Below are 20847 nucleotides of genomic sequence, written 5' to 3'. Positions count from 1 at the left end.
TGCCGGGGCACGTCGGCGGCCCGCCTCACTCCTCCACTGTAGGGCGGTCACCGCTCCCGGGCCCGGGGTCCACCTCCACCTCGAACCAGACGGCCTTCCCCCCGCCCCGGCGCGCCCAGCCCCAGTGCGCCGAGAGGCGTTCCAGGAGGTACAGGCCGTGCCCGGAGGCGCGTCCCGCGCGGTGCGGCCCGTGCGGGCGGGGCCGCTCCGGACTCGTGTCGCTGACCTGTACCCACAGTCGCCCGCCGGCCCGGTCGAGGCGCAGTTCGTAGGGGACACCGCCGTGGGTGCAGGCGTTGGTGACGACCTCCGAGACCAGGAGCAGCACGTCGTCGACGACGACCCGCCCCGGAGCGCCCGCGGGGCCGAACCAGTCGGACAGGGCCCGCCCGGTCAGATCGCGGCACTCCCGCACCACGCCGTCACCCCGTGTCAGCATGTGACAGCGGGTGGAAGGGGCCACGGGAGGCGTGGGCCGAGCGGTCATGCCCGGCCCCTGCCCCGGCGTCCCGCCCTCATGCGCCGGCGCGAGGGTCCTCGAGCGCGCTCTCGGCGTCCTCGTACACCCGGAACACCAGCCGCGCTCCGGTGATCTCGAACATGCGGGCCACCGGAGGGCGCAGCCCCGAGAGGTCGACGCGCCCGCCCTGGGCGAGCAGCCGCAGCCGCGCCCTCAGCAGCAGGTTCAGGCCCGTGGAGTCGCAGAAGCGCAGTCCGGAGCAGTCCACCACGAGCCGTGCCAGGCCGGCGGTGTCCCGCAGCGCCTCGCGCAGGGGTCCTGCCGTGTCGTGGTCCAGCTCGCCGCTGAGGAGCAGCACGACGGTGCCGGCGCCCCCGGCCTGGCGTCGCACCACGCGCAGCCGCCCCGGCTCCGCGGTGCTGCCCGCGGGAGCGATGCGGCCGGGGGAACCGGGGGGCGCCTGCCCGTGGCCACCACGCTCCGCTCCCGGTGTGTCGGCGGTGCCGTCGGGAGTCACGGCGGTGCGCCGTCCTCGCGGGGCGCGGCGTGGGCACCGGCCACTGCCCCGGGGCCGGGGGTGGTGCGGGTGGGCCCGCGCCCCCTCGGGGTCGGTCGCGTCGTCGCGCGCTGGGACATGATCGGCCTCGCGGTCCGTGTCGCCGTGCCGTGCGCTGTCGGTGGGCGGCTGCCCCCCGCCGCCCCGGCCATGCCCACGAGGCGTGACCGGCCGACGGCCGGGTAGGCGCGCCGCAGGCACCGAGGGGTGCGGCACGGGCGCCGGACGCGCCGCCGCAGGGGTGCGGAACGAGAGGACGTGGGGCGTGATGGTGCCGTTCGAGCTGATGGACGTGTCGCCGGTCCCGGAGGGCCGTGGCGGACGACGCACACCGCCCCCGGAGGCACGGCACGGAGAGCCGGTGGCCGTGTGGGAGGGAGCGGCGGTCAGCCTGGCCCTCACCTTCCGCGTGGGCGAGGAGACCGCCGGACTGGTCGTGGAGATGACCTGGTCCTTCGAGGGCGAGCCCCTCGGCACCACCCGGGCCGCGCTGGGCGGGTTCCGGCCCGGCGGGCCCTACGAGGTCCACCTGCCGCCCGAACGGCTGCCGGTCGGCCGGGCGCGGTGCGGGAGCTACGCGGCCGAGTGCCGCGTCCTCGACGCGAGCGGGCGCGAACTCGACCGGGCGGGTCACCGCTTCCTCGTCGTGCACCCGGCGGACTCCGTGGGCGAGGCGGCTTGAGGGCACGGCCGCCGGTCCGCCCGGGCACCCTCGGGGCGGTGCGGAGGCGCCCGGCGGGGCTTCCCGCCGCGCCGGCGCGGCCGCCGGGCGACGGGCCGGGCCCCGGGTGGGCGACCGGGAGACCTCCCCGTCGCCCGCCCCGGAAAAGGTGTACAAAGAGCGAAGGGCACGAGGAGGCTGGGGAGTCGATGCGGGACGATGGTCTGGTGGAGAGAGACTCCGGGCGGGAGCCCGATCGCTTCGGTGTCACGGTCCGGCCGGTGGCCGGCCGGGACACGTTCGTGCTGACGCTCGCCGGTGAACTCGACCGGGACACGGTCGATCCGCTGTGGGAGGTCGTCGAGACGTGCCCGGCGAGCGCCAGGATCGTCGTCGACTGCTCCGGGCTGGGGTTCTGCGACTCCTCCGGACTGAACGTGCTGCTCAGGGCGCGGATGCGGATGCAGGAGGGCGGCGGGCACGCCGACCTCGCGGGACTGCGCCATCCGGTGGCCCGCATGTTCGAGATCACCGGGGCGCTGGGGGTGTTCGCGGTCTACCGGAGCGTGGACGAGGCACTGACGGACCACGGCGACGGAGGCGGCCATGACACCGAGCGCTGACCTCCCCCAGGAGCAGGTCCGCCGGCTCGTCGTGAACGGGACCCGGGGCGTCGTGGCGCGCTGCCGGGACTTCACCGCGGCGGCGCTCGCCGACTGGGGCTGGACCCCGCCGGAGACCGAGCAGGACGAGGAGCGGGTGGAGGACGTGCTGCTGCTGGTCTCCGAGGTCGTCACCAACGCCTGTCTGCACGCCGGCGGCCCCGAGGAGCTGGTCCTGCGGCACGTGGACGGGCGGCTGCGGGTGGAGGTCTCCGACGCCAGCCCCGACCACCCTCGGTCACAGGGTCCCCGTCCGCCCGGCCTGCCCGGCGGTCACGGTCTGATGGTGCTCGACCGGCTGGCCGGCGCCTGGGGCACGGTCGACAAGAAGGGGGAGGGCGCCGTGGGCAAGGTGGTCTGGCTGGAGGTCAGCCGGCCGTCCCGCCCGCCGTGGCGTCCTCACTGAGGAGCCCCTGCCGCAGCTCGCCCAGGATGCGGGTGAGCAGCCGCGAGACGTGCATCTGGGAGAGGCCGATGCGCCGGCCTATCTCCGCCTGGGTGAGTTCCTCGCCGAAGCGGAGTTCCAGGATGCGCCGGTCGCGGTCGTCGAGCCGCGCGAGCAGGGGCCGGAGCGACGTGAGGGACTCGATCAGCTCGTAGGAGAGCTCCGAGGTGGCCAGGTGCCGCGCGCTCGCCCCCGGCCCCGAGTCCTCGTCGCCCGCCGAGGCGTCCAGCGAGCGGGCGGCGTAGCCGTGGGCCGCCAGCTGGCCCTCGGCGACGTTCTCCTCGGTGACGTCCAGCTGCTCGGCCAGCTCGGCGCGGCTGGGCCTGCGGCCGAGCCGCTGCTCCAGGACGTCGGCGCCCTTGGCGAGGTCGATCCGCAGCTCCTGCAGACGGCGGGGGACCCGGACGGCCCAGCTGGTGTCGCGGAAGAAGCGCTTCATCTCGCCGACGATCGTCGGCAGGGCGAAGGCGGAGAAGTCCACGGCGCGGCCCGGGTCGAACCGGTCGATCGCCTTGATCAGACCGATCGTGCCGACCTGGACGATGTCCTCGGTGGGCTCGGCCCGGTTACGGAAGCGCCGTGCGGCGAACTTGACCAGGCTGAGATTGAGCTCGATGAGCGTGTTGCGCACGTACGCGTACTCCGGCGTGCCCTCCTCCAGGGCCCGGAGCCGGACGAAGAGCGCCACCGAGAGCGTCCGGGCGTCGTCCGTGGACGCGGCCCTCGGCCTGACCGGCTCGGGCAGCCCGTCCAGCGCCGCCCGCCGGGTGGCCGCCCCCGGGCCCCCGGTGAGGTCCGGTGCGGGCGCGGTGGTGCGGGCGGATCGTTCTGCGGCGGTGGGCATGACGGCCGCTCCTTCGACGGTGGCGGTGGGCCTTCGGCGCCCGTACTGCGGGGCGGCGGGGGTCCGTCGGTCGGGCTTCTCCGTAGAGGATGCCCGTTATCGAGAGGTTTGACACGATTTACCCGGGAACTCGCAAGGTGCGACGCGCGCGCGTCGCCCATCGATCGCGAAGCCCCGGCGCGGGCGCGGATCGGGAGGAGGTGTCCGAGATGGACGAAGCACCGCTCTCGGCCCGTGAACGACAGGTCCTCGCGGAGATCGAGGAGGCGCTCGACCGCGACGAGCCGCTCGCCCGCCGGCTGCGCACGATGCGCGGGGGGCCACGGCTCCGCCTCCCCGCGCTCTCCCGGCCGCACCGGCGGAGTCCCGGCCGCCGCGGGCATCCCGCGCGGGCGGTCGCCGTCCTCGGCGTCCTGACGCTCGCCCTGCTCGTCCTCGCCGCCGCCACCGAGGCGCCGGCGCTGATCTGGTCGTTCGCGGCCGTGTGGGTCCTGACGCTGCTCTCGCTCGTGCGGCTCGTCCTCCGCTGGACGCGGCGCCGGACGGGCGGCCCGCGGAAGACCGGATGAGGCTGCGCCGCGGACCGCCGCACGCGCATGCTCCCCGGACACCGTCCGGGGCGCATGCGCGTGTTCAGGATGTTCGGGAGGGGAGGGCCGGGATCACCAGCGGTACCAGCGGCCGCTGCCGCTCCGCATGAAGAAGCCGAGCAGCCACAGCACGAGGACGGCGATCGCGACGTACCAGAGCACCTCGACGGCGAACCCCGCGCCGAACAGCACCAGGATCAGAAGGAGTACGAGAAGAAGGGGAACCATGATGAGCACCTCCCGGGTCTCCGAGGCCTGCCGGTCGTCCTCGGCGCGGGGGCACTCGGTTACAGCGGCGGCTGCCCCCTCCCCCCGCGATCATGCGTGGGTACACGGCGTCCGCCCCCGTACGCCCGGCCGGCGGGGTGCGAGTCCCCCGGGGGACGTTTGAGGCGCCCGGGTGAGGTGAGGCGCAGAGGTGGCGGGGGTTCCGACGGAGGAGAGGAACGCGTCGTGTCGCTCGACGGAAAGAACGTGCTCGTCCTCACGAGCAACTACGGCACGGAACAAGACGAGTTGCTGAAGCCGGCGGCCGTCCTGCGCGGTGCCGGCGCCCGGGTCACGGTCGCCGCCCAGCAGGACGAGGGCGTCCGCACCCTGGTGTCGGACCGCAGGCCGGGGGAAGTGGTCCGGCCGGACACAACCCTCGCGGAGGCCACGGCGGACGGGTTCGACGCGGTGGTCGTGCCGGGCGGCACCCTCAACGCCGACCGGCTGCGCACCGACGGCGACGCCCGACGGCTCCTGGCCGCCTTCGCCGACGCCGGCAAACCCGTGGCCGCGGTCTGCCACGGGCCCTGGCTCCTCGTGGAGAGCGGGCTGGTCCGGGACCGCGCCCTCACCTCGTACCCGTCGCTCCGCTCCGACCTGGAGAACGCCGGCGGGAACTGGGTCGACCGCGAGGTCGTCGTCGACACCTCCGGGAACCACCCCCTGATCACCTCCCGCACGCCGGACGACCTCGACGCCTTCTCGTCGGCGATCGTCGACGCCCTCGACGGGCACGGCCACGGGAACACCCACCGCACCTGACCGGAGAGGAACGGACTGATGGACAAGAGCGGCATGGACAAGGGCAAGGGACGGGTCGAGGAGACCGTGGGCAAGGCCACCGGCGACGAGCGGATGCGGGCCGAGGGGCACGCCGACCGGATGAAGGGCAAGGTCGAGGAGGTCGCCGAGAAGGCGCGCGAGCGCGCCGCGCGGGCCCGCGACGGGAAGTGACGGACCGCCTGGCCGGTCGGACCGGCCCGGAACCGAGACCGGGGCCCCGGCGCACGAGCCGCCGGGGCCTTTGCCGTCGGCACGCCGGCCCCGCACGCACGCCGGCCCGCGCGGGCCGGCCGTACCCCTGCCGGGCGCCCGGTCAGGCCGCGGCGCCCGTGGCGTCCCGGGGCAGCACGTCGAGGAGTTCGAGCAGGTACAGGAAGGCGGCGGCCATCGGCGCCTGCCCGGTCTCCCGGCGCACCTCCGGCCAGTCGACCCGCTCGCGCAGTCCGCGGGCCAACGGGAGCAAGGCCCCGAAGTCGCAGTGGTGTTCGGACAGCGCGAGGAGCCGGGAGACCATCAGGTCGGTCGGGGCCAGCACCGGCATGTGCACGGAGTCGACGGGCAGGGTCCGGGCCCGCCCCAGGAGTTCGGCGGTGACCGGCCGCCCGGCGAGGGCGAAGATCAGGTCGATGTGCTCACCGCCCGAGCGCGCCTTCACCAGCCAGTCCTCGGGCGGTTCCACGATCCGTATCCCGCGGGCGCGCAGGGACCGGATGACGAGCTCGGCGTCCTCCCGCCGCACGGCGAAGTCCGTGTCGTGCTGGAGCCGGACCGGGATGCCGTGGGCGTAGGCGGCGACGCTGCCGACGAGCGCGAACGGGCAGCCCGACGCCTTCAGCACGGCGCCGACCTCCTTCGTCGTCTCCAGGATGGCCTGGGTGTGGTCGGGCGGCAGCGCGGTCGCACGGTACTCGCCGGCCTCCCGGTCCGCGCCGTCCCGGAGCTCCGGTGCGACGGGGCGGTCCGGGGAGGCGGGCGCCGGCCGGGCGTGCGGGGAGCGCTCCTCTCCACCCGCCTCCCGGTGGAGGCCCGGCCCCTCCGTCAGGTTCACGGCCCGCTCCCGTCCTCGTGGCCCGCGACGGCCGCCAGGGGGTCGCGGCCGTCGGCCGGCAGCCGCAGGGCGCTCTCGCCGCGGGACCAGGCGTCCACGAGACGGTCGCCGAGGCGGTCGTCGAGCAGACAGGTGGCGGCGATGCCGAAGGCGACGTCGGGGGCGAGCTCCGGCTCGTCGGCCAGGAGTCCGGCGACGACCTCGCGGCGCACCAGCTGCTCGTGGACCGCGTCGGCCTCGACGTGCTCGTCGAAGTAGCGGGCGGCGGCCGGACCCGCGCCCGCGCGGCGCATCGCCTCGGCGAGACGGCCGGCGGCGGGCGGCGAGGTGGTCTCCACGACGGCGAAGTGCCCCACGAGGGCGCCGCGCAGCCTGCGGTGCAGACCGAACAGCGACATCAGGTTCGAGGAGGCCAGGGTCTCGGCACCGGCGACGTCCACGTACCGCCCGTACGCGGGGTCGAGGTCCAGGGCGGCCATGAGGTCGGCGTAGAGCCGGGAGTGCATCCGCTCCGCCCGCCCGCCGCCGTACTCGTCGTACTCGACGGCGACCATGGCGGCCTTGGCCCGGCCGCGCAGCCGGGGGACGACCCACAGGTGCGGGTCGGCCTCCTTGAGCTGCTGCACGGAGCGCAGGGCGGCGTACTCCCGCAGAGTCCGGCGTCCGCCCTCGGCCAGGAGGTAGCGGGAGACGCCGACGCCGTCGGCCGGTTCCACCAGGAGCGCGGACAGGGCCTCGTCCGCCTCTGGCGCGTCACGGCAGTCGTACCGCAGCGCGCTCTCGAAGCGGTGCTCCAGGAGCGCCCGGACCCGCAGCAGGTCCGGGTCCCATTCGAGGCTGTCGGGCACCCGGGAGTAACCCCGGTAGTGCAGTTCGTAGCAGAGGTGCAGGGCGAGGTGGAGATCCTCGCCGTACGGGTCGCAGCGCACGGTCTCGTCCTCGCCGGGGAGCCGCTCCGTGCCGTCGAGCAGCCGGCTCCGTACGGCGTGGGACACGGCACCCCGGGCCTCGGGGACCTCGGGCGCGGTCGTGACGGGCGGGTCGAGCAGGGTCATGACGGATCGACCTCCCCGGTCGGAGCCGCGGGGCCGTCCCCGTCCCCCGGGCCGCGCCCCCGCCGTGCGGCGCCGCCAGGCGGGCGGGAGCGCTTCAGGCGCGGGCGGTGGCTCGTGTCGCAGAAGGGGGCGCGGAGGGTGCGACGGCACGTGCAGAGCGCGAACACCGGTCGCTCGCAGCGCAGTACGGAGCCGTCCGGCATCACGATCTCCGCGGGCCCCTCGACGAGCAGGGGGCCCTCGGGGAGCGGACGGAGGCGGGGAGGGTCCCCGCGGCGCCCGGCGGCACCGGGGCCGGCCGGTCCCTCGTCGGTTCCCTCCGGCCGCCGGGCCCGCGGGCCGGCCGCGTCCCGCGCGCCCGCCCCCGGGGCGTTCTCCTCCGGGAAGACTGACATCTCACACCACCGATCGTCCGACTGTTCCGACACCGCGCGGGTGCCCTGACGGGCGTCCACCCCTCACGGGCGGGACGCCCGGATGACCACGAGCTCCTCCGTCCGCGCGCCCGGAGCGACCAGCCCGCGGGCCGCGAACCACTCCGCACGGGCCGACATCACCGGCCCGAAGGGCTGGACGGTCCGCTCCACGACCCGCGCCCGCAGCCCGCCGCGCCCCAGGGCGTCCAGAGTGCCGGCGACGCCGCAGAGCGACGACTGGACCAGCAGCAGGACGCCGCGGGGCGTCAGGAGACGGGGCACGCGCGCGCAGACCCGGTCCAGGAGCAGCCGTCCGTCCCTGCCCGCGTCCCAGCTCCTGCGGGCCCCGCTGACCGGGACCGCCTCGTCCTCGCTCGGGACGTACGGCGGGTTCACCGTGACCAGGTCGAAGCGCTCGTGCCGCACAGGGGCGTCCAGGTCGCCGCGGAGCGCCCGGACGTGGCAGCCGTACAGCAGCGCGTTGAGCCGCGCGCTGGCGACCGCCGCGCGCGACACGTCGACGGCGGTGGCGCGCGCGCCCCGCAGCGAGGCCGTCACGGCGAGCACCCCCGTCCCCGTGCACAGGTCGAGCGAGCGTGCGCCCGACGGCAGTTCCTCGCGCCGCAGGTGCCCGAGCAGCAGACCGGTGTCGCCCTGGGGGGCGTACACGCCGGGGAGGCGGCACATCCGCGGTGCGGGTCCGGTGCCCTCGCGCCGGTGTCCCGGGGCGGCGGCCCCGTCGGGGACGGCGAGGCGGTCGAAGACGGCGGGGCGCACCCGGATCAGCCCCGCACCGTCGCCGCGGCCAGCGCGTCCACCACCGCGGTGAGGCGGCCGTGCCGGCGGAAGACCGCGCGCTGCCGCGCGGCGCCCCCGCCGTCCGCGTGGACGCGTTCCGTCTGCTCGCGCACCCACGAGAGGTCACCGGTGGCGTCCAGGGCCGCCCGCGAGAAGTCGACCAGCGTGTCCAGGAGGTCGAGGGCGGGCCGCTCCCGGCCGTCCAGTGGATCGAGTCCCGTGCCGGAGAGGCCCTGGGCGGCGGCCAGCCGGTGGGCCCGGAGCAGGTCGGCGCCCGGCACCCGCGGCGGGGGCACCCCGTCCTGGGCGCGCGGCAGCAGCGTCGAGGCGAGTCCGCGGACGAGGATCGCGAGGAGCACCACCGTGTCGAGGTCCGCGTTGGCGTCGGCGAGGCGGACCTCCAGCGTCGGCACGTGCTCCGACGGGCGGGCGTGCCAGTACACCATCCGGTCGTCGAGGAGCGTCCCGGCTTCCACCAGCCGGGACACATGGGCGAGGTACTGCGCCTCGTCGAGGTCCGGGGTGGGTTCCACGGTCGGCCAGCGCGCGTGCTCGACCGAACGCCAGCTCTCGTATCCCGTGTCGCGGCGCCCGGCGTACGGCGAGTTGCCCGCCAGCGCCTGCAGGACGGGGAGCCACGGGCGCATGTGCCGGGCCAGGGCGAGGGCCCGCTCCCGGTCCAGCGTCCCGATGTGGACGTGGCAGCCGCAGACCAGCCCGTCGTCCCGCGCCGTGCCGTCGCCGCGGGTCACGAGCGGGGCGAACCGGCGCGCCATCAGCCGGTAGCGCTCGGTGTCCGTGACCGTCAGCGGGTCCTCGGGCGGCAGGACGGGCGTGCCGCAGGCCACCGGCATGCAGCGCGCCTCACGCGCGGCGGCCCCCACGGCCGAGCGCAGCCAGGAGAGTTCGTCGCGCAGGTACCCCCGGTGCGCGGTGGGCACCGTGCAGATCTCGATCTGGGCGTCGAAGAACTCGGCCTGCACCTGCTCGCCGAGCTCCAGGGCGGCTCGGCGGATCACCTCCGGCGCGCGGTTGACGGGAGCCCGCGTCTCCCGGTCGACCAGCACGAACTCCTCTTCCACACCCATCGTCAGGATCTTCATCGCGTGCTCCTCGCCTCGGCACGCGACTACCCGGCGCCCGTCGCCTCATGCCGTACGGCCCGCCCCGCGGCGGCACGTCCCCCTTCCGGGGCCGCCACCCGGAGCGATCGGCGGGCGCGGGCGTGTCCGGCGCCGCCGCCCGGGGCAGTCGCGGGGCGGACCGTCCCCGGCCGACCGGCCGGGACGCACCGAGCCGGGAAGGCGAACGTCATGGACGGGATCGTGCTGCTCCGCGACGACCACAAGACCGTGGAGAAGCTGTTCAAGGAGTTCGAGCGGGCGGACGACGACGACCTCGTGCGCAAGAGCGAGATCGCCGGCGCGGTGATCAGGGAGCTGACCGCCCACGCCTGGATCGAGGAGAAGGTGTTCTACCCGGCGGCCCGCGAGGCCGCGCCCGACACCGTGGACCACGCCCTGGAGAGCGTCGAGGAGCACCACGCCGTGCTGTGGATGCTCTCCGAACTCGACCGGCTCGACCCTGCCGACGAGCGCTTCGACGCGAAGATGACCGTACTCATGGAGAACGTGCGCCACCACGTCGAGGAGGAGGAGAAGGACTGGTTCCCCGACGTCCGCAAGGCCATGGGACGCAAGCGGCTCCAGGAGCTCGGGGAGCGGATGGAGGCCGCCCGCGAGGACGCCCCCGGCAGCCCGCTCGACGTCCCGAGCGCGGGCTGACGGGCGCGGTGGGCCGACGGCGGGCCGTGCAGCGGTCGTCGCCTCGCGTCCGGCGGACCGGTCGCCCCCTCGCGTCGACGGGTCGGCATGCGGTGGACGGGGGACGAGTGGCGGCCCCCGAGCCGGGTAGTCGCCGCGCGGAGGGGACGATCGTGAGGAGGTCCGGACATGCGTGGCGATACCGACGGCGGGACCGCGGGCGACCGGCGCGGCGTCAGCGACGAGGAGTTCCGGACGCTGGTCCGGGAGGCACGCGTCGAGGCGCGCCGCCGGTTCCTCGGACCCCCGCCCCGGGGTGAGGCCGACTTCGCCCTGCGCAGCCAGCACGCCGAGTTCGGCGCCGCCGCCCACTGACCGGGCCCGGCCCGCCGGACCGCGGGGCGCCCCCTCCTCCCCGGGACGCCGCGCTCCGCGCCGCGGGACCCGCGCGGCCCACGGGACGCATGGGCCGCGCACCGCCGGGTACGCGCGGGACATCCCGCCCGTACCCGTCATCACACGAGGAGGCAACCATGAGCAGGGTCGAGCAGACGATCGACGTGGACGTGCCGCTCCGCAGCGCGTACGACCAGTGGACGCAGTTCGAGACGTTCCCGCACTTCATGGAAGGCGTGGAGGACGTCCGTCAGCTGGACGACCGGCACTCCCACTGGCGCACCAGGATCGCCGGTGTGCAGCGCGAGTTCGACACCGAGATCGTCGACCAGCTCCCCGACGAGCGCATCTCCTGGCGCACCGTCGGCGACGGCGTCCGGCAGAAGGGCGTCGTCAGCTTCCAGCCCCTGGACGAGGCCCACACCCGCGTGCGTCTGGCCATGGACGTCGAGCCCGACGGCATGGCGGAGAAGGCCGCCGACATGCTCGGCATCCTGGACCGGCGGGTGAAGGGCGACCTCAAGCGCTTCAAGGGCTTCATCGAGGAGCACGGCGACGCCACCGGCTCCTGGCGCGGCCGCCTGCGCCCGGACGAGGCCGGCAGCGCCGGGACGTACCCGGACGCCGGCACCGTGCGCGGCGACGGACCGGGTCCGATGGGGCAGCCGCCCGGCCCGGGACGGGCCGCTCCTCCCACGCAGGACCGGCCGCTCCCGCCCGGACCCGCCGACCCCATGCTGTGACCGCGGAGCCCGCACCGCCGACCCCCGGCGGTGACCGCAGCGGGTGACGACGCGCCGCCACGGCGCCCCGCGCACGCGCCGACCGCCCGGGTGGACCTCGGGCGGTCGGCGCGTGCCCCGTCACGGGCCTCGCCCCTCCAGGTGAGGGGCGAGGCCCGTGTACTCAGTTGTCGGTGCCGTCCCCGGGCGCCTGCCACGAGTCGCTCCGGGCCCGCGGGGCCGGAGTCCCGGCACCGGTGGGGCGCCTGCGGCGCGCCACCCGGCGCGAACCCCACCAGAACGCCCCGAGCATCACGGCGACGAGCAGGACGCCGACCAGCACGAGGAGCAGGGAGGGGAAGCCCGCCGCGGCGGCCGTGGTGGTGGAGAGGTCGGAATGAGACATGATCGCCCTTCCGGTCGGGAAGGCACGGCGGTCGTCCGCCCGTGCCCGCTTCCGACACGCGGGTACCCGCCGCCCCCCGGCGCCATGCCTCGGGGCCCGTCGGGGCGGCCGGCCGGGAAAGCCCGTTTCGGGGCGGCCGGTCGTGGCAAGTCGCCGGGCATGACGCACATCGGGTACACGATGATGACCGAGCAGGCGGGACCCCGTGAGCTGGTGGGGCACGTGGTCGAGGCGGAGAGGGCCGGGTTCGACTTCTCCGTGATCTCGGACCACTCCTTCCCCTGGCTGGCGGAGCAGGGGCACGCACCGTACGCCTGGAGCGTGCTGGGCGCCGCGGCGCAGGCGACCTCCCGGATACCGCTGATGACGTACGTGACCTGTCCGACGTTCCGGTACCACCCGGCGGTGATCGCGCAGAAGGCCGCCACCCTCCAGTTGCTGTCCGAGGGCCGCTTCCGGCTCGGACTGGGCTCGGGCGAGAACCTCAACGAGCACGTGACCGGGGCGGGATGGCCCTCGGCGCGGGTGCGGCTCGCCATGCTGGACGAGGCGGCCGAGATCATCCGGGCACTGTTCGCGGGAGAGTACGTCACCCGGCACGGCGCGCACTTCCAGGTCGAGAACGCGCGGCTGTGGGACGTGCCGGACACCCCGCCGCCGGTGGGCATCGCGGTCTCGGGCCCCCGCTCGTGCGCGCTCGCCGCGCGGCACGGCGACCTGCTGATCGCGACGGAACCGAAGCGGGAGCTGGTGGAGGCGTTCGAGGCGCGGGGCGGTGCGGGGAAGCCGCGGATCGGCCAGCTGCCCGTCTGCTACGACCCCGACCGGGAGGCCGCGGAGGCGCGGGCCCACGCACAGTTCCGCTGGGCGCTCGGCGGCTGGCGGGTCAACTCCGAACTGCCCCTGCCCGCCTCCTTCGACCAGGCGTCGCGGCACACCCGGCCCGAGGACGTCGCGAAGGCCGTGCCGTGCGGCGACGACGTCGGGGCGGTCGTGGACGCGGTCCGGCCGTACGTCGAGGCGGGGTTCACCGACGTCGCCCTCGTGCAGATCGGCGGCGACCACCAACTGCCCTTCCTGCGCTGGGCGGAGGAGCGGCTGCTGCCCGCCCTCCGCGACCTCTAGGGGCCCGGCATGGACCGCGCCGCGCTCTTCGACGTCGACGGGACCCTCGTCGACACCAACCACCTGCACGTCCTCGCCTGGTGGGAGGCCCTGCGCCAAGGCGGCCACCGGGTGCAGGCGCGGGCCGTCCACCGGGCGATCGGGCTGCCGGGCGAGCGGCTGCTCGGCCACCTCCTCGGCGAGGACCGCGACCACGCGGAGGACGACCGCCTCAGCGCCTCCCACGACACCCTCTACGCGACCTTCTTCGCCCGGCTCCACGCGTTCGACCGGGCCGCCGACCTGCTGCGGACCCTCGCCGCCGACGGCTGGAAGGTCGTGCTGGTGACCTCCGCCAGGAACCGGGAGCTGGACGCCCTGCGGCGGGCCCTGGACGCCGACGACGCGATCACGGCCACCGCCACCTCCGACGACGTCGACGAGGGCAAGCCCGCCCCCGACCCCGTCGACCACGCCCTCGCGCTCGTCGGCGTCGACGCCGGCCGGGCCGTGTTCGTCGGCGACAGCGTCTGGGACATGAAGGCCGCGGAGCACGCCCGCGTGGCCCGCGTCGCACTGCTGTGCGGCGGCATCCCCCGTGCCGACCTGGCCGCCGCGGGCGCCGGGGAGGTCTACGACGACCCGGCCGACCTCCTGGCCCACCTGGACCGCAGCCCGTTCGCCGCCGTGCCGGCCGTACCGGACGGGAGCGCCGCACGGGGATGACGGGCCCGGCGACCCATCACGGGCGGGCTCCCGGGCCGTCTGCCCGACGGGCCCGGCGGCACCTCCCGGGGGCGGCGCTCTCAGACGGCCGTCTCCCGGACCAGCCGCAGCACGGGCCGCTCCGCCGCACCCCGGGTCGCCGGCCGGCCGGTCGTGCCGTCCTCGCCGGGGCGCCCGGGCGCCGGGCTGATCGTGGCGCCCTCCCCGAAGCGCTCCACCACGACCGGGGCGATGTACGAGGCGCGGCACACCGCGGGCGTGCCGTCCTGAGTCGCACCTTTCCCCCGTGCCGCCGCGCACCTCGGTCCGCCTGCCGCGCAGGGGGCGGCTCCGCTCCGGGTTTGACGGCCCGCCGTCCGGGCACCGCTCCACGCAGAGCGGCGTTTGTCCAGCTGAGGAGGCCGCCATGGCCCTCATGAGACGGCCGGCCGAGGTCGAGTGGCGTACCAGGGGGGACGACGGATCGAGGCGGGCGCGGGCCCAGCGACGGCCGGAAGGCGCGCGGGACCGCGTCAACAGACGGTGGCAGGAGGTCCTCCAGGAGACCCGTGTCGCGCAGACCGGGGTGCAGATCCTGTTCGGCTTCCTGCTGAGCCTCGCGTTCACCGCCCGCTTCGCGGAGCTGGGCGGCTTCGACCGCGCGCTGTACGTCGTCACCGTCGTGCTGGCCGCGTCCGCGACGGCCGCGCTCATCGCGCCGGTCTCCCTCCACCGCTGCCTGGCCGGGCTGCGGATGAAGGAGGAGGTCGTGGAGGCCGCCGGGCGGCTCATGGTCTGCGGCATGGTGCTCCTCGCGCTGACCGTGGCCTGCACGCTCATGCTCATCCTCACCGTGGTCCTGGGCGGCGCCCTGGTCGCCGGGGTCGTCGTCGGCGGGGTGATGCTGTGGTTCGTGCTCTGCTGGTACGCCGTCCCGTACAGCCTGCTGCGCAGGGCACAGCGCGGCGGCCCCCCGGGCGGCGTCGACCGGGGCGACCGCGTCGACCGCATCGACCGGGGCGACCGCGTCGACCGCGGCGAGCGGGCCGCGCGGGCCCGGGCGGAGGCCGCCGAGGCCGTCGGGACGGAGGCGGCACGATGAGCGCCGGGGAGCACGAGTACCGGATCGCGCGGTTCAGGGACCGTCTCGCCCGCGAGGAGGTCGCCGAGCTCGGGGTGCGCGTGGAACTGCGCGGTGCGGCGGTCGTCCTGACCGGCACCGTGCCGAACGCCGGGCGACGCGACGAGATCCTCCGGATCGCCGACGCGGAGCTGGCCGGCCTGCCGGTCCGCCAGGACCTCGTGGTCGCCTGCGCCGATCCCCCGGAACGCCCCGAGGAGCTGGCGTGACCGGCCGCGAGCGGACGGACGGGGTGGTGCGGGTGGCGGCCGTGGGGGACATCCATCTGAGCCCGGACTGCCGGGGCCTGCTGCGGCCGTCCTTCGAGACCCTGCCGCTCTGCGCGGACCTGCTCCTGCTCGCCGGCGACCTCACCCGCCACGGCACGGTCCCGGAGGCCGAGGCGGTCGCCGACGAGGTGCGCGACCTGGGCGTGCCGGTGGTGGCCGTCCTGGGCAACCACGACTACCACTCCGAGCGCGAGCGGGACGTGACGCGGGTGCTCGCCGACGCGGGCGTCACCGTCCTGGAGGGCGAGAGCGTCATGGTGCCGGTGGACGGCGGGAAGGTGGGCGTCGCCGGGGCGAAGGGGTTCTGCGGAGGCTTCGCGGGCCGCAGCGCCGGCGAGTTCGGCGAACCCGTGATGAAGGAGTTCGTGCGCACCGCCCGCCGGAGCGCCGAGGCACTGCACCGGGCGCTCGCCGGCCTGGCCGGGGAGGAGTGCGCGGCCAGGATCGCGCTCACGCACTTCGCGCCGGTTCCGGACACGCTCGCGGGGGAGCCGGTGGAGATCTACCCCTTCCTGGGGAGCTATCTCCTGGCCGAGGCCATCGACGGGGCGGGAGCCGACCTCGCCGTCCACGGGCACGCCCACCTGGGCACGGAGCACGGCATCACGGCGGGCGGGGTACGCGTCCGCAACGTCGCCCAGCCCGTCATCCGCAGGGCGTTCGCCCTCTACCACCTGCCGCCGGCCCGCCGGGGCGAGCACGGCGGGGAGTCGCGGCAACCGGCGGTCCGGGGACCGGGCCGAGGGACGCGCCCGTCCGGCGGGGTCAGCTGACCGCCTGCTTCACGAGGGCGCCGATGCGCTCCTCGACCTCGGGCGTCACCTCGGTGAGCGCGAAGCCGGCGGCCCACATCGTGCCCTCGTCGAGCTTCGCCTGGTCGCTGAAACCGAGGGTGGCGTAACGGGCCTTGAACTTCTCGGCGCTCTGGAAGAAGCACACGATCTTGCCGTCCAGGGCGTACGACGGCATGCCGTACCAGAGCTTGGGCGCGAGGTCCGGGGCGCTGGTGGTGACGACCGCGTGGACGCGTTCGGCGAGGATCCGGTCGGCGTCCTGCATCTCGGAGATCTTGGCCAGGACGTCCCGCTCCGCCTCGGCCGCCTTGTCCGCCTTCGAGCTGCGGCGCGCGGCCGCCTTCTGCTCCTTGGCGTGCTCCTTCATCGCGGCACGCTCGTCGGCGGAGAACCCCTCGTACGTTCCGCTTTCGGTCTTGCCCATGGCAGATTCCCCCTTGAGGGTGTGGCGAACGGGATCTTGAGACGGGACTGTAGCCCGGCAGATCACCGGCGCCCGTCATAACGCGCTGGTTTCACCACACTTGTCGTATCTGCTGTCGATCGCTTTCGCTTTCTTGTACCGCGTGCCCGCGGGCGTGTCACGGGGTCGCGGAGGTGAGGTGCCGGTGAACGCGGCGCAGGAGGGAGGCGAGTTGACGGCGCTCGTCCTCGTCGAGGGGTCCGAGGACCTCGTCGTCCGTGGCGGCGATCTCCGCGGTCAGCCCCGCGAGGGCGGCTCTGCCGTGCGGGGTCAGCCGGACCACGATGCGGCGCCGGTCGCCGGTGTCGCGGACGCAGACCACGTCGCCGAGGCGGACGAGGTCGTTGACGATCTTCACGAGGTCGCTGACGTTGATGTCGAGCCGCGTGGCGAGGGCCGTCTTCATCTGCGGGCCGAGGTCGTCGAGCAGGGTCAGGACGGTCAGGTGCCAGAGGCGTAACCCCCGGGCGGCGAGCGCGTCGGTGAGCCTGCGGCGCGCCGCCTTGCCGACGGCCGACATCAGGTAGGCGTTGAGGTCGAGCACGCTCGGCGGCGGCGTCCGCACCGGCTTCGGGGGCTGCGCCGGGCCGGGCTCGGCCGGCTCGGCCGGCTCCGGTGGAGCGGCGCCGGGGACCGGTCCCGGGGACAGGTCGGTGCCCGCCAGGGCTCTGAAGACGTCCGCCCAGTCGGTCGGCACGCTGGAGATGCCGACGAGGGTGAAGCGGTTGCCCGACGCGTCGTGCGCCGTACCGGAGACGACCGGCTGATCCATCAACTCTTCCTAGGGGTCCGGCCGGTGCGTCGGAGACACGCCGGCGACGTGCCCCGGGACCGTCCGGGGCACGTCGGTTCAGGCGGCCGTACGCAGCTCCAGCGTGCAGCACTTGACGCTGCCGCCGGCCTTGAGGAGCTCCGAGAGGTCCACGCCGACGGGGTGGAAGCCCCGCTCGCGCAACTGCTCGGTCAGCGCCGTGGCGTTGTGGGGCAGGACGACGTTGCGGCCGTCCGAGGTGGCGTTGAGGCCGAAGACCGCCGCGTCCTCCTCCGTGGCGATGACGGCGTCCGGGAAGAGCCGCCGCAGCACCGCGAGGCTGCCGGGCGAGAAGGCCGCCGGGTAGTAGGCGACCGTCGTCTCGTCGAGGACCGCGAGGGCGGTGTCCAGGTGGTAGTAGCGCGGGTCGACGAGCGTCAGCCCGATGACGGGGCGCCCGAAGAACTCCTGCGCCTCGTCGTGGGAGCGGGGGTCGCTGCGGAAGCCGGTCCCCGCGAGCAGCCACTCGCCGGCGAGCAGGTAGTCGCCCTCGCCCTCGTTGACGACCCCGGCGGTACGCAGGTCGGGGAAGCCGTTGTCCCGCAGCCAGGCGTGGTAGGCCGGGCCCTCCGCGATGCGTTCGGCGTCGCGGAAGCGGGCGACCAGGGCGCGTCCGTCGACGACGGTGGCGCCGTTGGCGGCGAAGACCATGTCGGGGAGGCCGGGGACGGGGTCGATGGTGTCGACGGTGTGCCCGAGGCTCAGGTAGACCTCGCGCAGCTTCTCCCACTGGGCGATGGCCAGGGGGGTGTCGACGGGCTTCGCAGGGTCCATCCAGGGGTTGATGGAGTAGACCACGTCGAAGTGGGTGGGCCGGCACATGAGGTAGTGCCTGGGCCGTGCGGTACGCATGGGTTTCCTCGGGGTCAGGGGCGGCCGGTGAGGTAGCCGCCCATGGAAGTGAAGTACTCGGTCGCGGGGAGTTCGCGGCCGTCCTCGGTCCGCACGCGGGTGACGGCCAGGCCGTGGTTGCGGCCGGTCCGGGCGTCGGCGCCGGCGACGATCACCACCCCGTCGCCCTCGCGGTAGAACACGCGGCCCGGGGTGCCGCCGTAACGGCCGGTGGAGACGACGGCCGAGAGGATCTCCAGGCGCTTGCCGCGGTGGTGGGTGAAGGCGGCCGGATAGGGCGCCGACTGGGCGCGGACCAGGCGTTCGAGGACGTCCGCCGGCCAGTTCCAGTCGATCCGGATGTCCTCTTCGGCGCGCTTGTGGAAGAAGCTCGCCCGGGACCGGTCCTGCGGGGTGAAGTCGGTCCGGCCGGAGGCGATCAGGTCGAGGGCGCCGATGGTGACGGGGGCGATGAGGTCGACCGTCTTGTGGAAGAGGTCGGTCGCGGTGTCGGTGGGTCCGACGGCGACCGCCCGCTGCCCGACGATGTCGCCCGCGTCGAGCACCTCGTCCATCATGTGGGCCGTCACGCCCACCTCCGTCTCGCCGTTGATCAGGGCCCAGATCAGCGGGGAGAAGCCCGCGTACGCGGGCAGCAGCGAGTCGTGGACGTTCAGGGTGCCGTGCCGCGGCAGGGTGTAGATCCGCGGCGGGATCCACGTGCGCCAGTTGTTGGCCACGATGATGTCCGGATCCGCCTCCTTGAGCCGGAGGAACAGCTCCTCGTCGTCGGGCCGGTTGCGGATGACGACGGGGACGTCGTGCTCCGCGGCCAGGTCGGCGACCGAGTCGCTCCAGATCTTCTCGTAGGCGTGCTCGCTCCGGGGGTGGGTGACCACCAGCACGACGTCGTGTTCGGAGTCCAGGAGCGCTCGGAGGGTCCGATGGCCCCAGGTCTGATAGCCGAACATGACGACCCGCATGGGCTTCCTCCTCGGATGGGGGTGGCAACGACGGCAAGTTAAGCAAGGCTTACCTAAGTTGGCAACTAGGCGTCTTTTCAAGGGCGTTCACAGCCATTGGCTGAATTCCGACTCCCGTTGCCCTGTCGACAGTCCCCGTCAGATGAGGTTAGCTTTACCTAAGTTCGGGTCGGCCGCCGTCATCGGTGTGCCCGGTGTCCCGTTCCCCCACACGCCCCACAGACGGCCCGCACGATGGGAGTGACATGTCGCAGGTCCATCCTGGTGACACCCCTCTGGTCCACGACCTCATTGGCATCGGCTTCGGCCCGTCCAACGTGGCCATGGCATTGGCGCTCAGCGAGCACAACGCCCGCGTCGGCCGGGAGGAGGCCGTCACCGCCCACTTCTTCGAGCGGCAGGCGTGCTTCGGCTGGCACCGAGGCATGCTGATCGACGACGCGACCATGCAGGTGTCCTTCCTCAAGGACCTGGTGACCCTGCGGAACCCCGCCAGCGAGTACAGCTTCCTCTGCTACCTGCAGAGCAGGGGCCGGCTGATCGACTTCGTCAACCACAAGAACCTCTTCCCGCTCCGCGTCGAGTTCCACGACTACTTCGAGTGGGCGGCGGCGAAGGTCGACGACATGGTCTCGTACGGCCACGAGATCATCTCCGTCGAACCGGTCCTCCAGGACGGCGCCGTGGAGTACCTGGAGGTGACCGCCCGCGCCGGCGACGAACTCGTCGTCCACCGCGCCCGCAACCTCGTCCTCGGCACGGGCCTGCGCCCCCGCCTGCCCGACGGCATCGAGCGGAGCGACCGCGTCTGGCACAACTCCGACCTGCTCGCCAAGGTCGACGGCCTGGAGGGCACCGACCCCGAGCGGTTCGTCGTCGTCGGCGCCGGACAGAGCGCCGCCGAGAACGTCGCCTACCTCCACCGCCGCTTCCCCGGCGCCGAGATCTGCGCCGTCTTCTCCCGCTACGGCTACAGCCCCGCCGACGACAGCGGCTTCGCCAACCGGATCTTCGACCCCGACGCGGTCGACGCGTACTTCAGCGCCCCCGACGACATCAAGCGCAAGCTGATGGACTACCACGGCAACACCAACTACTCCGTGGTGGACATCGACCTCATCGACGACCTCTACCGGCAGTCGTACCAGGAGAAGGTCCTCGGCACCGAGCGCCTCCGCTTCCTCAACGTCTCCCGGCTCACCGGCGTCGAGGACGGCCCCGACCGGGTCCGCGCCTCCGTCACCTCCCTCGTCAGCGGCGAGGAGACGGTCCTCGACGCCGACGTGGTCGTCCTGGCGACCGGATACAGTCCCGCCGACCCCGTCGGCCTCCTCGGCGACGTCGCCGGCCGCTGCCGCCGCGACGCGCACGGCCGCCTCCTCGTCGAGCGCGACTACCGGCTCGCCACCGATCCCGAACTGCGGTGCGGCATCTACCTCCAGGGCGGCACGGAGCACACCCACGGCATCACGTCGTCCCTGCTCTCCAACACCGCCGTCCGCGTCGGCGAGATCCTCGGCTCGGTGCTCGACCGCCGCAGCGCCCCGGTCCCCGAGCAGGCCCGCCCGGTCCCCGACGGCGTCGGCACCCCGCGCTAGGGGGCGTCGTGCCGATCACGCCGGGCGCGCGACGCCTGGTGCCGCGGCTCGCGTCGTCGTCGTCGGTCGGCATGGCTCCTCCGCCATGACTCCCTCCTCCGCCTTGCGATCCGTCCCCTCGGCCCCGGGGAGACCCCGGGCACCGGGCCCCGCTCCCTGATCCGGCCTGATCGACACGACACCCCCTGGCTCCCACCCGGCGCGCCCCGCACCGCGCGCCCCTCGACCGCCACCCCCCACGCACCACCCCCCGCGCCCCGCCGGGCCGCTCCG

The 20847-nt window shown here is 74.6% G+C and carries 30 protein-coding genes; 15 read left to right on the top strand and 15 right to left on the bottom strand.

The window, feature by feature from the left end; translation table 11 throughout:
* Positions 1–25: 25 nt before the first annotated feature.
* The gene (locus tag ACZ60W_RS20040; protein ID WP_469756662.1) at positions 26–439 is read right to left on the bottom strand and encodes an ATP-binding protein; all 414 of its coding nucleotides are present in this window, start codon (positions 437–439) and stop codon (positions 26–28) included.
* 76 nt (positions 440–515) lie between these two features.
* Positions 516–977: an STAS domain-containing protein gene (locus ACZ60W_RS20035; protein ID WP_469756661.1), complete on the bottom strand. Its 462-nt coding sequence runs from the start codon at positions 975–977 to the stop codon at positions 516–518.
* A gap of 304 nt (positions 978–1281) precedes the next feature.
* Here ACZ60W_RS20035 and ACZ60W_RS20030 point away from each other — a divergent pair, with 304 nt between their 5' ends.
* From ACZ60W_RS20030 to ACZ60W_RS20020, 3 genes are all read left to right on the top strand, one after another.
* Complete coding sequence (locus tag ACZ60W_RS20030; RefSeq protein WP_469756660.1) at positions 1282–1698, top strand: rho GDP-dissociation inhibitor; 417 nt, start codon at positions 1282–1284, stop codon at positions 1696–1698.
* Positions 1699–1904: 206 nt separating this feature from the next.
* The gene (locus ACZ60W_RS20025; protein ID WP_469756659.1) at positions 1905–2300 is read left to right on the top strand and encodes an STAS domain-containing protein; all 396 of its coding nucleotides are present in this window, start codon (positions 1905–1907) and stop codon (positions 2298–2300) included.
* On the top strand, positions 2284–2745 hold the full coding sequence (locus ACZ60W_RS20020; protein ID WP_469756658.1) for an ATP-binding protein: 462 nt from the start codon (positions 2284–2286) through the stop codon (positions 2743–2745). Before ACZ60W_RS20025 ends, ACZ60W_RS20020 begins: the two co-directional genes overlap by 17 nt.
* Here ACZ60W_RS20020 and ACZ60W_RS20015 read toward each other — a convergent pair.
* Positions 2708–3628 carry a SigB/SigF/SigG family RNA polymerase sigma factor gene (locus ACZ60W_RS20015; RefSeq protein WP_469756657.1) on the bottom strand — a complete coding sequence of 307 codons (921 nt, stop codon included), beginning with the start codon at positions 3626–3628 and terminating at the stop codon, positions 2708–2710. The genes ACZ60W_RS20020 and ACZ60W_RS20015 overlap by 38 nt on opposite strands.
* A 209-nt stretch (positions 3629–3837) precedes the next feature.
* Between ACZ60W_RS20015 and ACZ60W_RS20010 the strand changes: the two genes are divergently transcribed.
* Positions 3838–4197 carry a DUF3040 domain-containing protein gene (locus ACZ60W_RS20010; RefSeq protein WP_469756656.1) on the top strand — a complete coding sequence of 120 codons (360 nt, stop codon included), beginning with the start codon at positions 3838–3840 and terminating at the stop codon, positions 4195–4197.
* A gap of 93 nt (positions 4198–4290) precedes the next feature.
* Here the strand turns inward: ACZ60W_RS20010 and ACZ60W_RS20005 are convergent, their stop codons facing one another.
* Positions 4291–4446, bottom strand: a complete 156-nt coding sequence (locus ACZ60W_RS20005) for a hydrophobic protein (RefSeq protein WP_469756655.1) — start codon at positions 4444–4446, stop codon at positions 4291–4293.
* Positions 4447–4671: 225 nt separating this feature from the next.
* Between ACZ60W_RS20005 and ACZ60W_RS20000 the strand changes: the two genes are divergently transcribed.
* On the top strand, positions 4672–5250 hold the full coding sequence (locus tag ACZ60W_RS20000; RefSeq protein WP_469756654.1) for a type 1 glutamine amidotransferase domain-containing protein: 579 nt from the start codon (positions 4672–4674) through the stop codon (positions 5248–5250).
* Between the two features lie 18 nt (positions 5251–5268).
* Positions 5269–5442, top strand: coding sequence for a CsbD family protein (locus ACZ60W_RS19995; RefSeq protein ID WP_469756653.1), 174 nt, complete (start codon positions 5269–5271; stop codon positions 5440–5442).
* Positions 5443–5584: 142 nt separating this feature from the next.
* Here the strand turns inward: ACZ60W_RS19995 and ACZ60W_RS19990 are convergent, their stop codons facing one another.
* The 5 genes from ACZ60W_RS19990 to ACZ60W_RS19970 all read right to left on the bottom strand — a co-directional run bounded on the left by ACZ60W_RS19990 (position 5585) and on the right by ACZ60W_RS19970 (position 9691).
* Positions 5585–6163: a nucleotidyltransferase family protein gene (locus tag ACZ60W_RS19990; RefSeq protein WP_469756675.1), complete on the bottom strand. Its 579-nt coding sequence runs from the start codon at positions 6161–6163 to the stop codon at positions 5585–5587.
* Between the two features lie 152 nt (positions 6164–6315).
* Entirely contained in the window at positions 6316–7374 is a 1059-nt protein-coding gene (locus ACZ60W_RS19985; protein ID WP_469756652.1) for an iron-containing redox enzyme family protein, read from the bottom strand.
* Entirely contained in the window at positions 7371–7769 is a 399-nt protein-coding gene (locus tag ACZ60W_RS19980; protein WP_469756651.1) for a CDGSH iron-sulfur domain-containing protein, read from the bottom strand. The genes ACZ60W_RS19985 and ACZ60W_RS19980 overlap by 4 nt, the downstream gene beginning before the upstream one ends.
* Before the next feature lie 63 nt (positions 7770–7832).
* Complete coding sequence (locus ACZ60W_RS19975) at positions 7833–8567, bottom strand: HemK2/MTQ2 family protein methyltransferase (protein ID WP_469756650.1); 735 nt, start codon at positions 8565–8567, stop codon at positions 7833–7835.
* A gap of 5 nt (positions 8568–8572) precedes the next feature.
* Positions 8573–9691, bottom strand: coding sequence for a carboxylate-amine ligase (locus tag ACZ60W_RS19970; protein ID WP_469756649.1), 1119 nt, complete (start codon positions 9689–9691; stop codon positions 8573–8575).
* 210 nt (positions 9692–9901) lie between these two features.
* Here ACZ60W_RS19970 and ACZ60W_RS19965 point away from each other — a divergent pair, with 210 nt between their 5' ends.
* The 3 genes from ACZ60W_RS19965 to ACZ60W_RS19955 all read left to right on the top strand — a co-directional run bounded on the left by ACZ60W_RS19965 (position 9902) and on the right by ACZ60W_RS19955 (position 11490).
* Entirely contained in the window at positions 9902–10372 is a 471-nt protein-coding gene (locus ACZ60W_RS19965) for a hemerythrin domain-containing protein (protein WP_469756648.1), read from the top strand.
* 168 nt (positions 10373–10540) lie between these two features.
* Positions 10541–10726: a hypothetical protein gene (locus ACZ60W_RS19960; protein WP_469756647.1), complete on the top strand. Its 186-nt coding sequence runs from the start codon at positions 10541–10543 to the stop codon at positions 10724–10726.
* Between the two features lie 158 nt (positions 10727–10884).
* A complete protein-coding gene (locus ACZ60W_RS19955; RefSeq protein ID WP_469756646.1) occupies positions 10885–11490 on the top strand; it encodes an SRPBCC family protein in 606 nt (201 codons plus the stop codon).
* A gap of 163 nt (positions 11491–11653) precedes the next feature.
* On the opposite strand, the gene ACZ60W_RS19950 is transcribed toward ACZ60W_RS19955, so the two are convergent.
* A complete protein-coding gene (locus tag ACZ60W_RS19950; protein ID WP_469756645.1) occupies positions 11654–11875 on the bottom strand; it encodes a DUF6479 family protein in 222 nt (73 codons plus the stop codon).
* Between the two features lie 159 nt (positions 11876–12034).
* Between ACZ60W_RS19950 and ACZ60W_RS19945 the strand changes: the two genes are divergently transcribed.
* On the top strand, positions 12035–13000 hold the full coding sequence (locus ACZ60W_RS19945) for a TIGR03557 family F420-dependent LLM class oxidoreductase (RefSeq protein WP_469756644.1): 966 nt from the start codon (positions 12035–12037) through the stop codon (positions 12998–13000).
* A gap of 9 nt (positions 13001–13009) precedes the next feature.
* Entirely contained in the window at positions 13010–13705 is a 696-nt protein-coding gene (locus ACZ60W_RS19940) for an HAD family hydrolase (protein WP_469756643.1), read from the top strand.
* Positions 13706–13785: 80 nt separating this feature from the next.
* On the opposite strand, the gene ACZ60W_RS19935 is transcribed toward ACZ60W_RS19940, so the two are convergent.
* A complete protein-coding gene (locus ACZ60W_RS19935; protein WP_469756642.1) occupies positions 13786–13956 on the bottom strand; it encodes a hypothetical protein in 171 nt (56 codons plus the stop codon).
* Positions 13957–14111: 155 nt separating this feature from the next.
* On the opposite strand from ACZ60W_RS19935, the gene ACZ60W_RS19930 reads away from it, so the two are divergent.
* The 3 genes from ACZ60W_RS19930 to ACZ60W_RS19920 are packed head-to-tail and all read left to right on the top strand — an operon-like array spanning position 14112 to position 15867.
* Positions 14112–14786, top strand: a complete 675-nt coding sequence (locus tag ACZ60W_RS19930; RefSeq protein ID WP_469756641.1) for a DUF6328 family protein — start codon at positions 14112–14114, stop codon at positions 14784–14786.
* On the top strand, positions 14783–15034 hold the full coding sequence (locus ACZ60W_RS19925) for a hypothetical protein (RefSeq protein ID WP_469756640.1): 252 nt from the start codon (positions 14783–14785) through the stop codon (positions 15032–15034). The genes ACZ60W_RS19930 and ACZ60W_RS19925 overlap by 4 nt, the downstream gene beginning before the upstream one ends.
* A 23-nt stretch (positions 15035–15057) precedes the next feature.
* Positions 15058–15867, top strand: a complete 810-nt coding sequence (locus ACZ60W_RS19920; protein WP_469756674.1) for a metallophosphoesterase family protein — start codon at positions 15058–15060, stop codon at positions 15865–15867.
* Here the strand turns inward: ACZ60W_RS19920 and ACZ60W_RS19915 are convergent.
* The 4 genes from ACZ60W_RS19915 to ACZ60W_RS19900 all read right to left on the bottom strand — a co-directional run bounded on the left by ACZ60W_RS19915 (position 15860) and on the right by ACZ60W_RS19900 (position 18976).
* Positions 15860–16312, bottom strand: coding sequence for an iron chaperone (locus ACZ60W_RS19915; RefSeq protein WP_469756639.1), 453 nt, complete (start codon positions 16310–16312; stop codon positions 15860–15862). The two genes, ACZ60W_RS19920 and ACZ60W_RS19915, sit on opposite strands and share 8 nt — an antisense overlap.
* A gap of 157 nt (positions 16313–16469) precedes the next feature.
* Positions 16470–17123 carry a MarR family winged helix-turn-helix transcriptional regulator gene (locus ACZ60W_RS19910; RefSeq protein WP_469756638.1) on the bottom strand — a complete coding sequence of 218 codons (654 nt, stop codon included), beginning with the start codon at positions 17121–17123 and terminating at the stop codon, positions 16470–16472.
* A 78-nt stretch (positions 17124–17201) separates the two neighbouring features.
* Positions 17202–18014 (bottom strand): dimethylargininase, encoded by an 813-nt coding sequence (gene ddaH, locus ACZ60W_RS19905; protein WP_469756637.1) that lies wholly within the window; start codon positions 18012–18014, stop codon positions 17202–17204.
* A 14-nt stretch (positions 18015–18028) separates the two neighbouring features.
* The gene (locus ACZ60W_RS19900; protein WP_469756636.1) at positions 18029–18976 is read right to left on the bottom strand and encodes a methionyl-tRNA formyltransferase; all 948 of its coding nucleotides are present in this window, start codon (positions 18974–18976) and stop codon (positions 18029–18031) included.
* Positions 18977–19221: 245 nt separating this feature from the next.
* Here ACZ60W_RS19900 and ACZ60W_RS19895 point away from each other — a divergent pair, with 245 nt between their 5' ends.
* On the top strand, positions 19222–20574 hold the full coding sequence (locus ACZ60W_RS19895) for a lysine N(6)-hydroxylase/L-ornithine N(5)-oxygenase family protein (RefSeq protein ID WP_469756635.1): 1353 nt from the start codon (positions 19222–19224) through the stop codon (positions 20572–20574).
* The last annotated feature ends 273 nt before the right edge of the window (positions 20575–20847 follow it).

The sequence above is a fragment of the Streptomyces sp. NPDC104202 genome, from assembly GCF_055584185.1.
Note: the sequence above shows the minus strand (reverse complement) of the source record. Positions and strands in the feature narration are given on the sequence as shown.

Bases quoted from the DNA above. Each gene is read 5' to 3' on its own strand.
- ACZ60W_RS20040 (WP_469756662.1), bottom strand. From the start codon at position 439: ATGCTGACACGGGGTGACGGCGTGGTGCGGGAGTGCCGCGATCTGACC.
- ACZ60W_RS20020 (WP_469756658.1), top strand. From the start codon at position 2,284: ATGACACCGAGCGCTGACCTCCCCCAGGAGCAGGTCCGCCGGCTCGTC.
- ACZ60W_RS20015 (WP_469756657.1), bottom strand. From the start codon at position 3,628: ATGCCCACCGCCGCAGAACGATCCGCCCGCACCACCGCGCCCGCACCG.
- ACZ60W_RS20010 (WP_469756656.1), top strand. From the start codon at position 3,838: ATGGACGAAGCACCGCTCTCGGCCCGTGAACGACAGGTCCTCGCGGAG.
- ACZ60W_RS20005 (WP_469756655.1), bottom strand. From the start codon at position 4,446: ATGGTTCCCCTTCTTCTCGTACTCCTTCTGATCCTGGTGCTGTTCGGC.
- ACZ60W_RS19995 (WP_469756653.1), top strand. From the start codon at position 5,269: ATGGACAAGAGCGGCATGGACAAGGGCAAGGGACGGGTCGAGGAGACC.
- ACZ60W_RS19985 (WP_469756652.1), bottom strand. From the start codon at position 7,374: ATGACCCTGCTCGACCCGCCCGTCACGACCGCGCCCGAGGTCCCCGAG.
- ACZ60W_RS19980 (WP_469756651.1), bottom strand. From the start codon at position 7,769: ATGTCAGTCTTCCCGGAGGAGAACGCCCCGGGGGCGGGCGCGCGGGAC.
- ACZ60W_RS19970 (WP_469756649.1), bottom strand. From the start codon at position 9,691: ATGAAGATCCTGACGATGGGTGTGGAAGAGGAGTTCGTGCTGGTCGAC.
- ACZ60W_RS19965 (WP_469756648.1), top strand. From the start codon at position 9,902: ATGGACGGGATCGTGCTGCTCCGCGACGACCACAAGACCGTGGAGAAG.
- ACZ60W_RS19960 (WP_469756647.1), top strand. From the start codon at position 10,541: ATGCGTGGCGATACCGACGGCGGGACCGCGGGCGACCGGCGCGGCGTC.
- ACZ60W_RS19955 (WP_469756646.1), top strand. From the start codon at position 10,885: ATGAGCAGGGTCGAGCAGACGATCGACGTGGACGTGCCGCTCCGCAGC.
- ACZ60W_RS19950 (WP_469756645.1), bottom strand. From the start codon at position 11,875: ATGTCTCATTCCGACCTCTCCACCACCACGGCCGCCGCGGCGGGCTTC.
- ACZ60W_RS19945 (WP_469756644.1), top strand. From the start codon at position 12,035: ATGACGCACATCGGGTACACGATGATGACCGAGCAGGCGGGACCCCGT.
- ACZ60W_RS19940 (WP_469756643.1), top strand. From the start codon at position 13,010: ATGGACCGCGCCGCGCTCTTCGACGTCGACGGGACCCTCGTCGACACC.
- ACZ60W_RS19930 (WP_469756641.1), top strand. From the start codon at position 14,112: ATGGCCCTCATGAGACGGCCGGCCGAGGTCGAGTGGCGTACCAGGGGG.
- ACZ60W_RS19925 (WP_469756640.1), top strand. From the start codon at position 14,783: ATGAGCGCCGGGGAGCACGAGTACCGGATCGCGCGGTTCAGGGACCGT.
- ACZ60W_RS19915 (WP_469756639.1), bottom strand. From the start codon at position 16,312: ATGGGCAAGACCGAAAGCGGAACGTACGAGGGGTTCTCCGCCGACGAG.
- ACZ60W_RS19910 (WP_469756638.1), bottom strand. From the start codon at position 17,123: ATGGATCAGCCGGTCGTCTCCGGTACGGCGCACGACGCGTCGGGCAAC.
- ddaH (WP_469756637.1), bottom strand. From the start codon at position 18,014: ATGCGTACCGCACGGCCCAGGCACTACCTCATGTGCCGGCCCACCCAC.
- ACZ60W_RS19900 (WP_469756636.1), bottom strand. From the start codon at position 18,976: ATGCGGGTCGTCATGTTCGGCTATCAGACCTGGGGCCATCGGACCCTC.
- ACZ60W_RS19895 (WP_469756635.1), top strand. From the start codon at position 19,222: ATGTCGCAGGTCCATCCTGGTGACACCCCTCTGGTCCACGACCTCATT.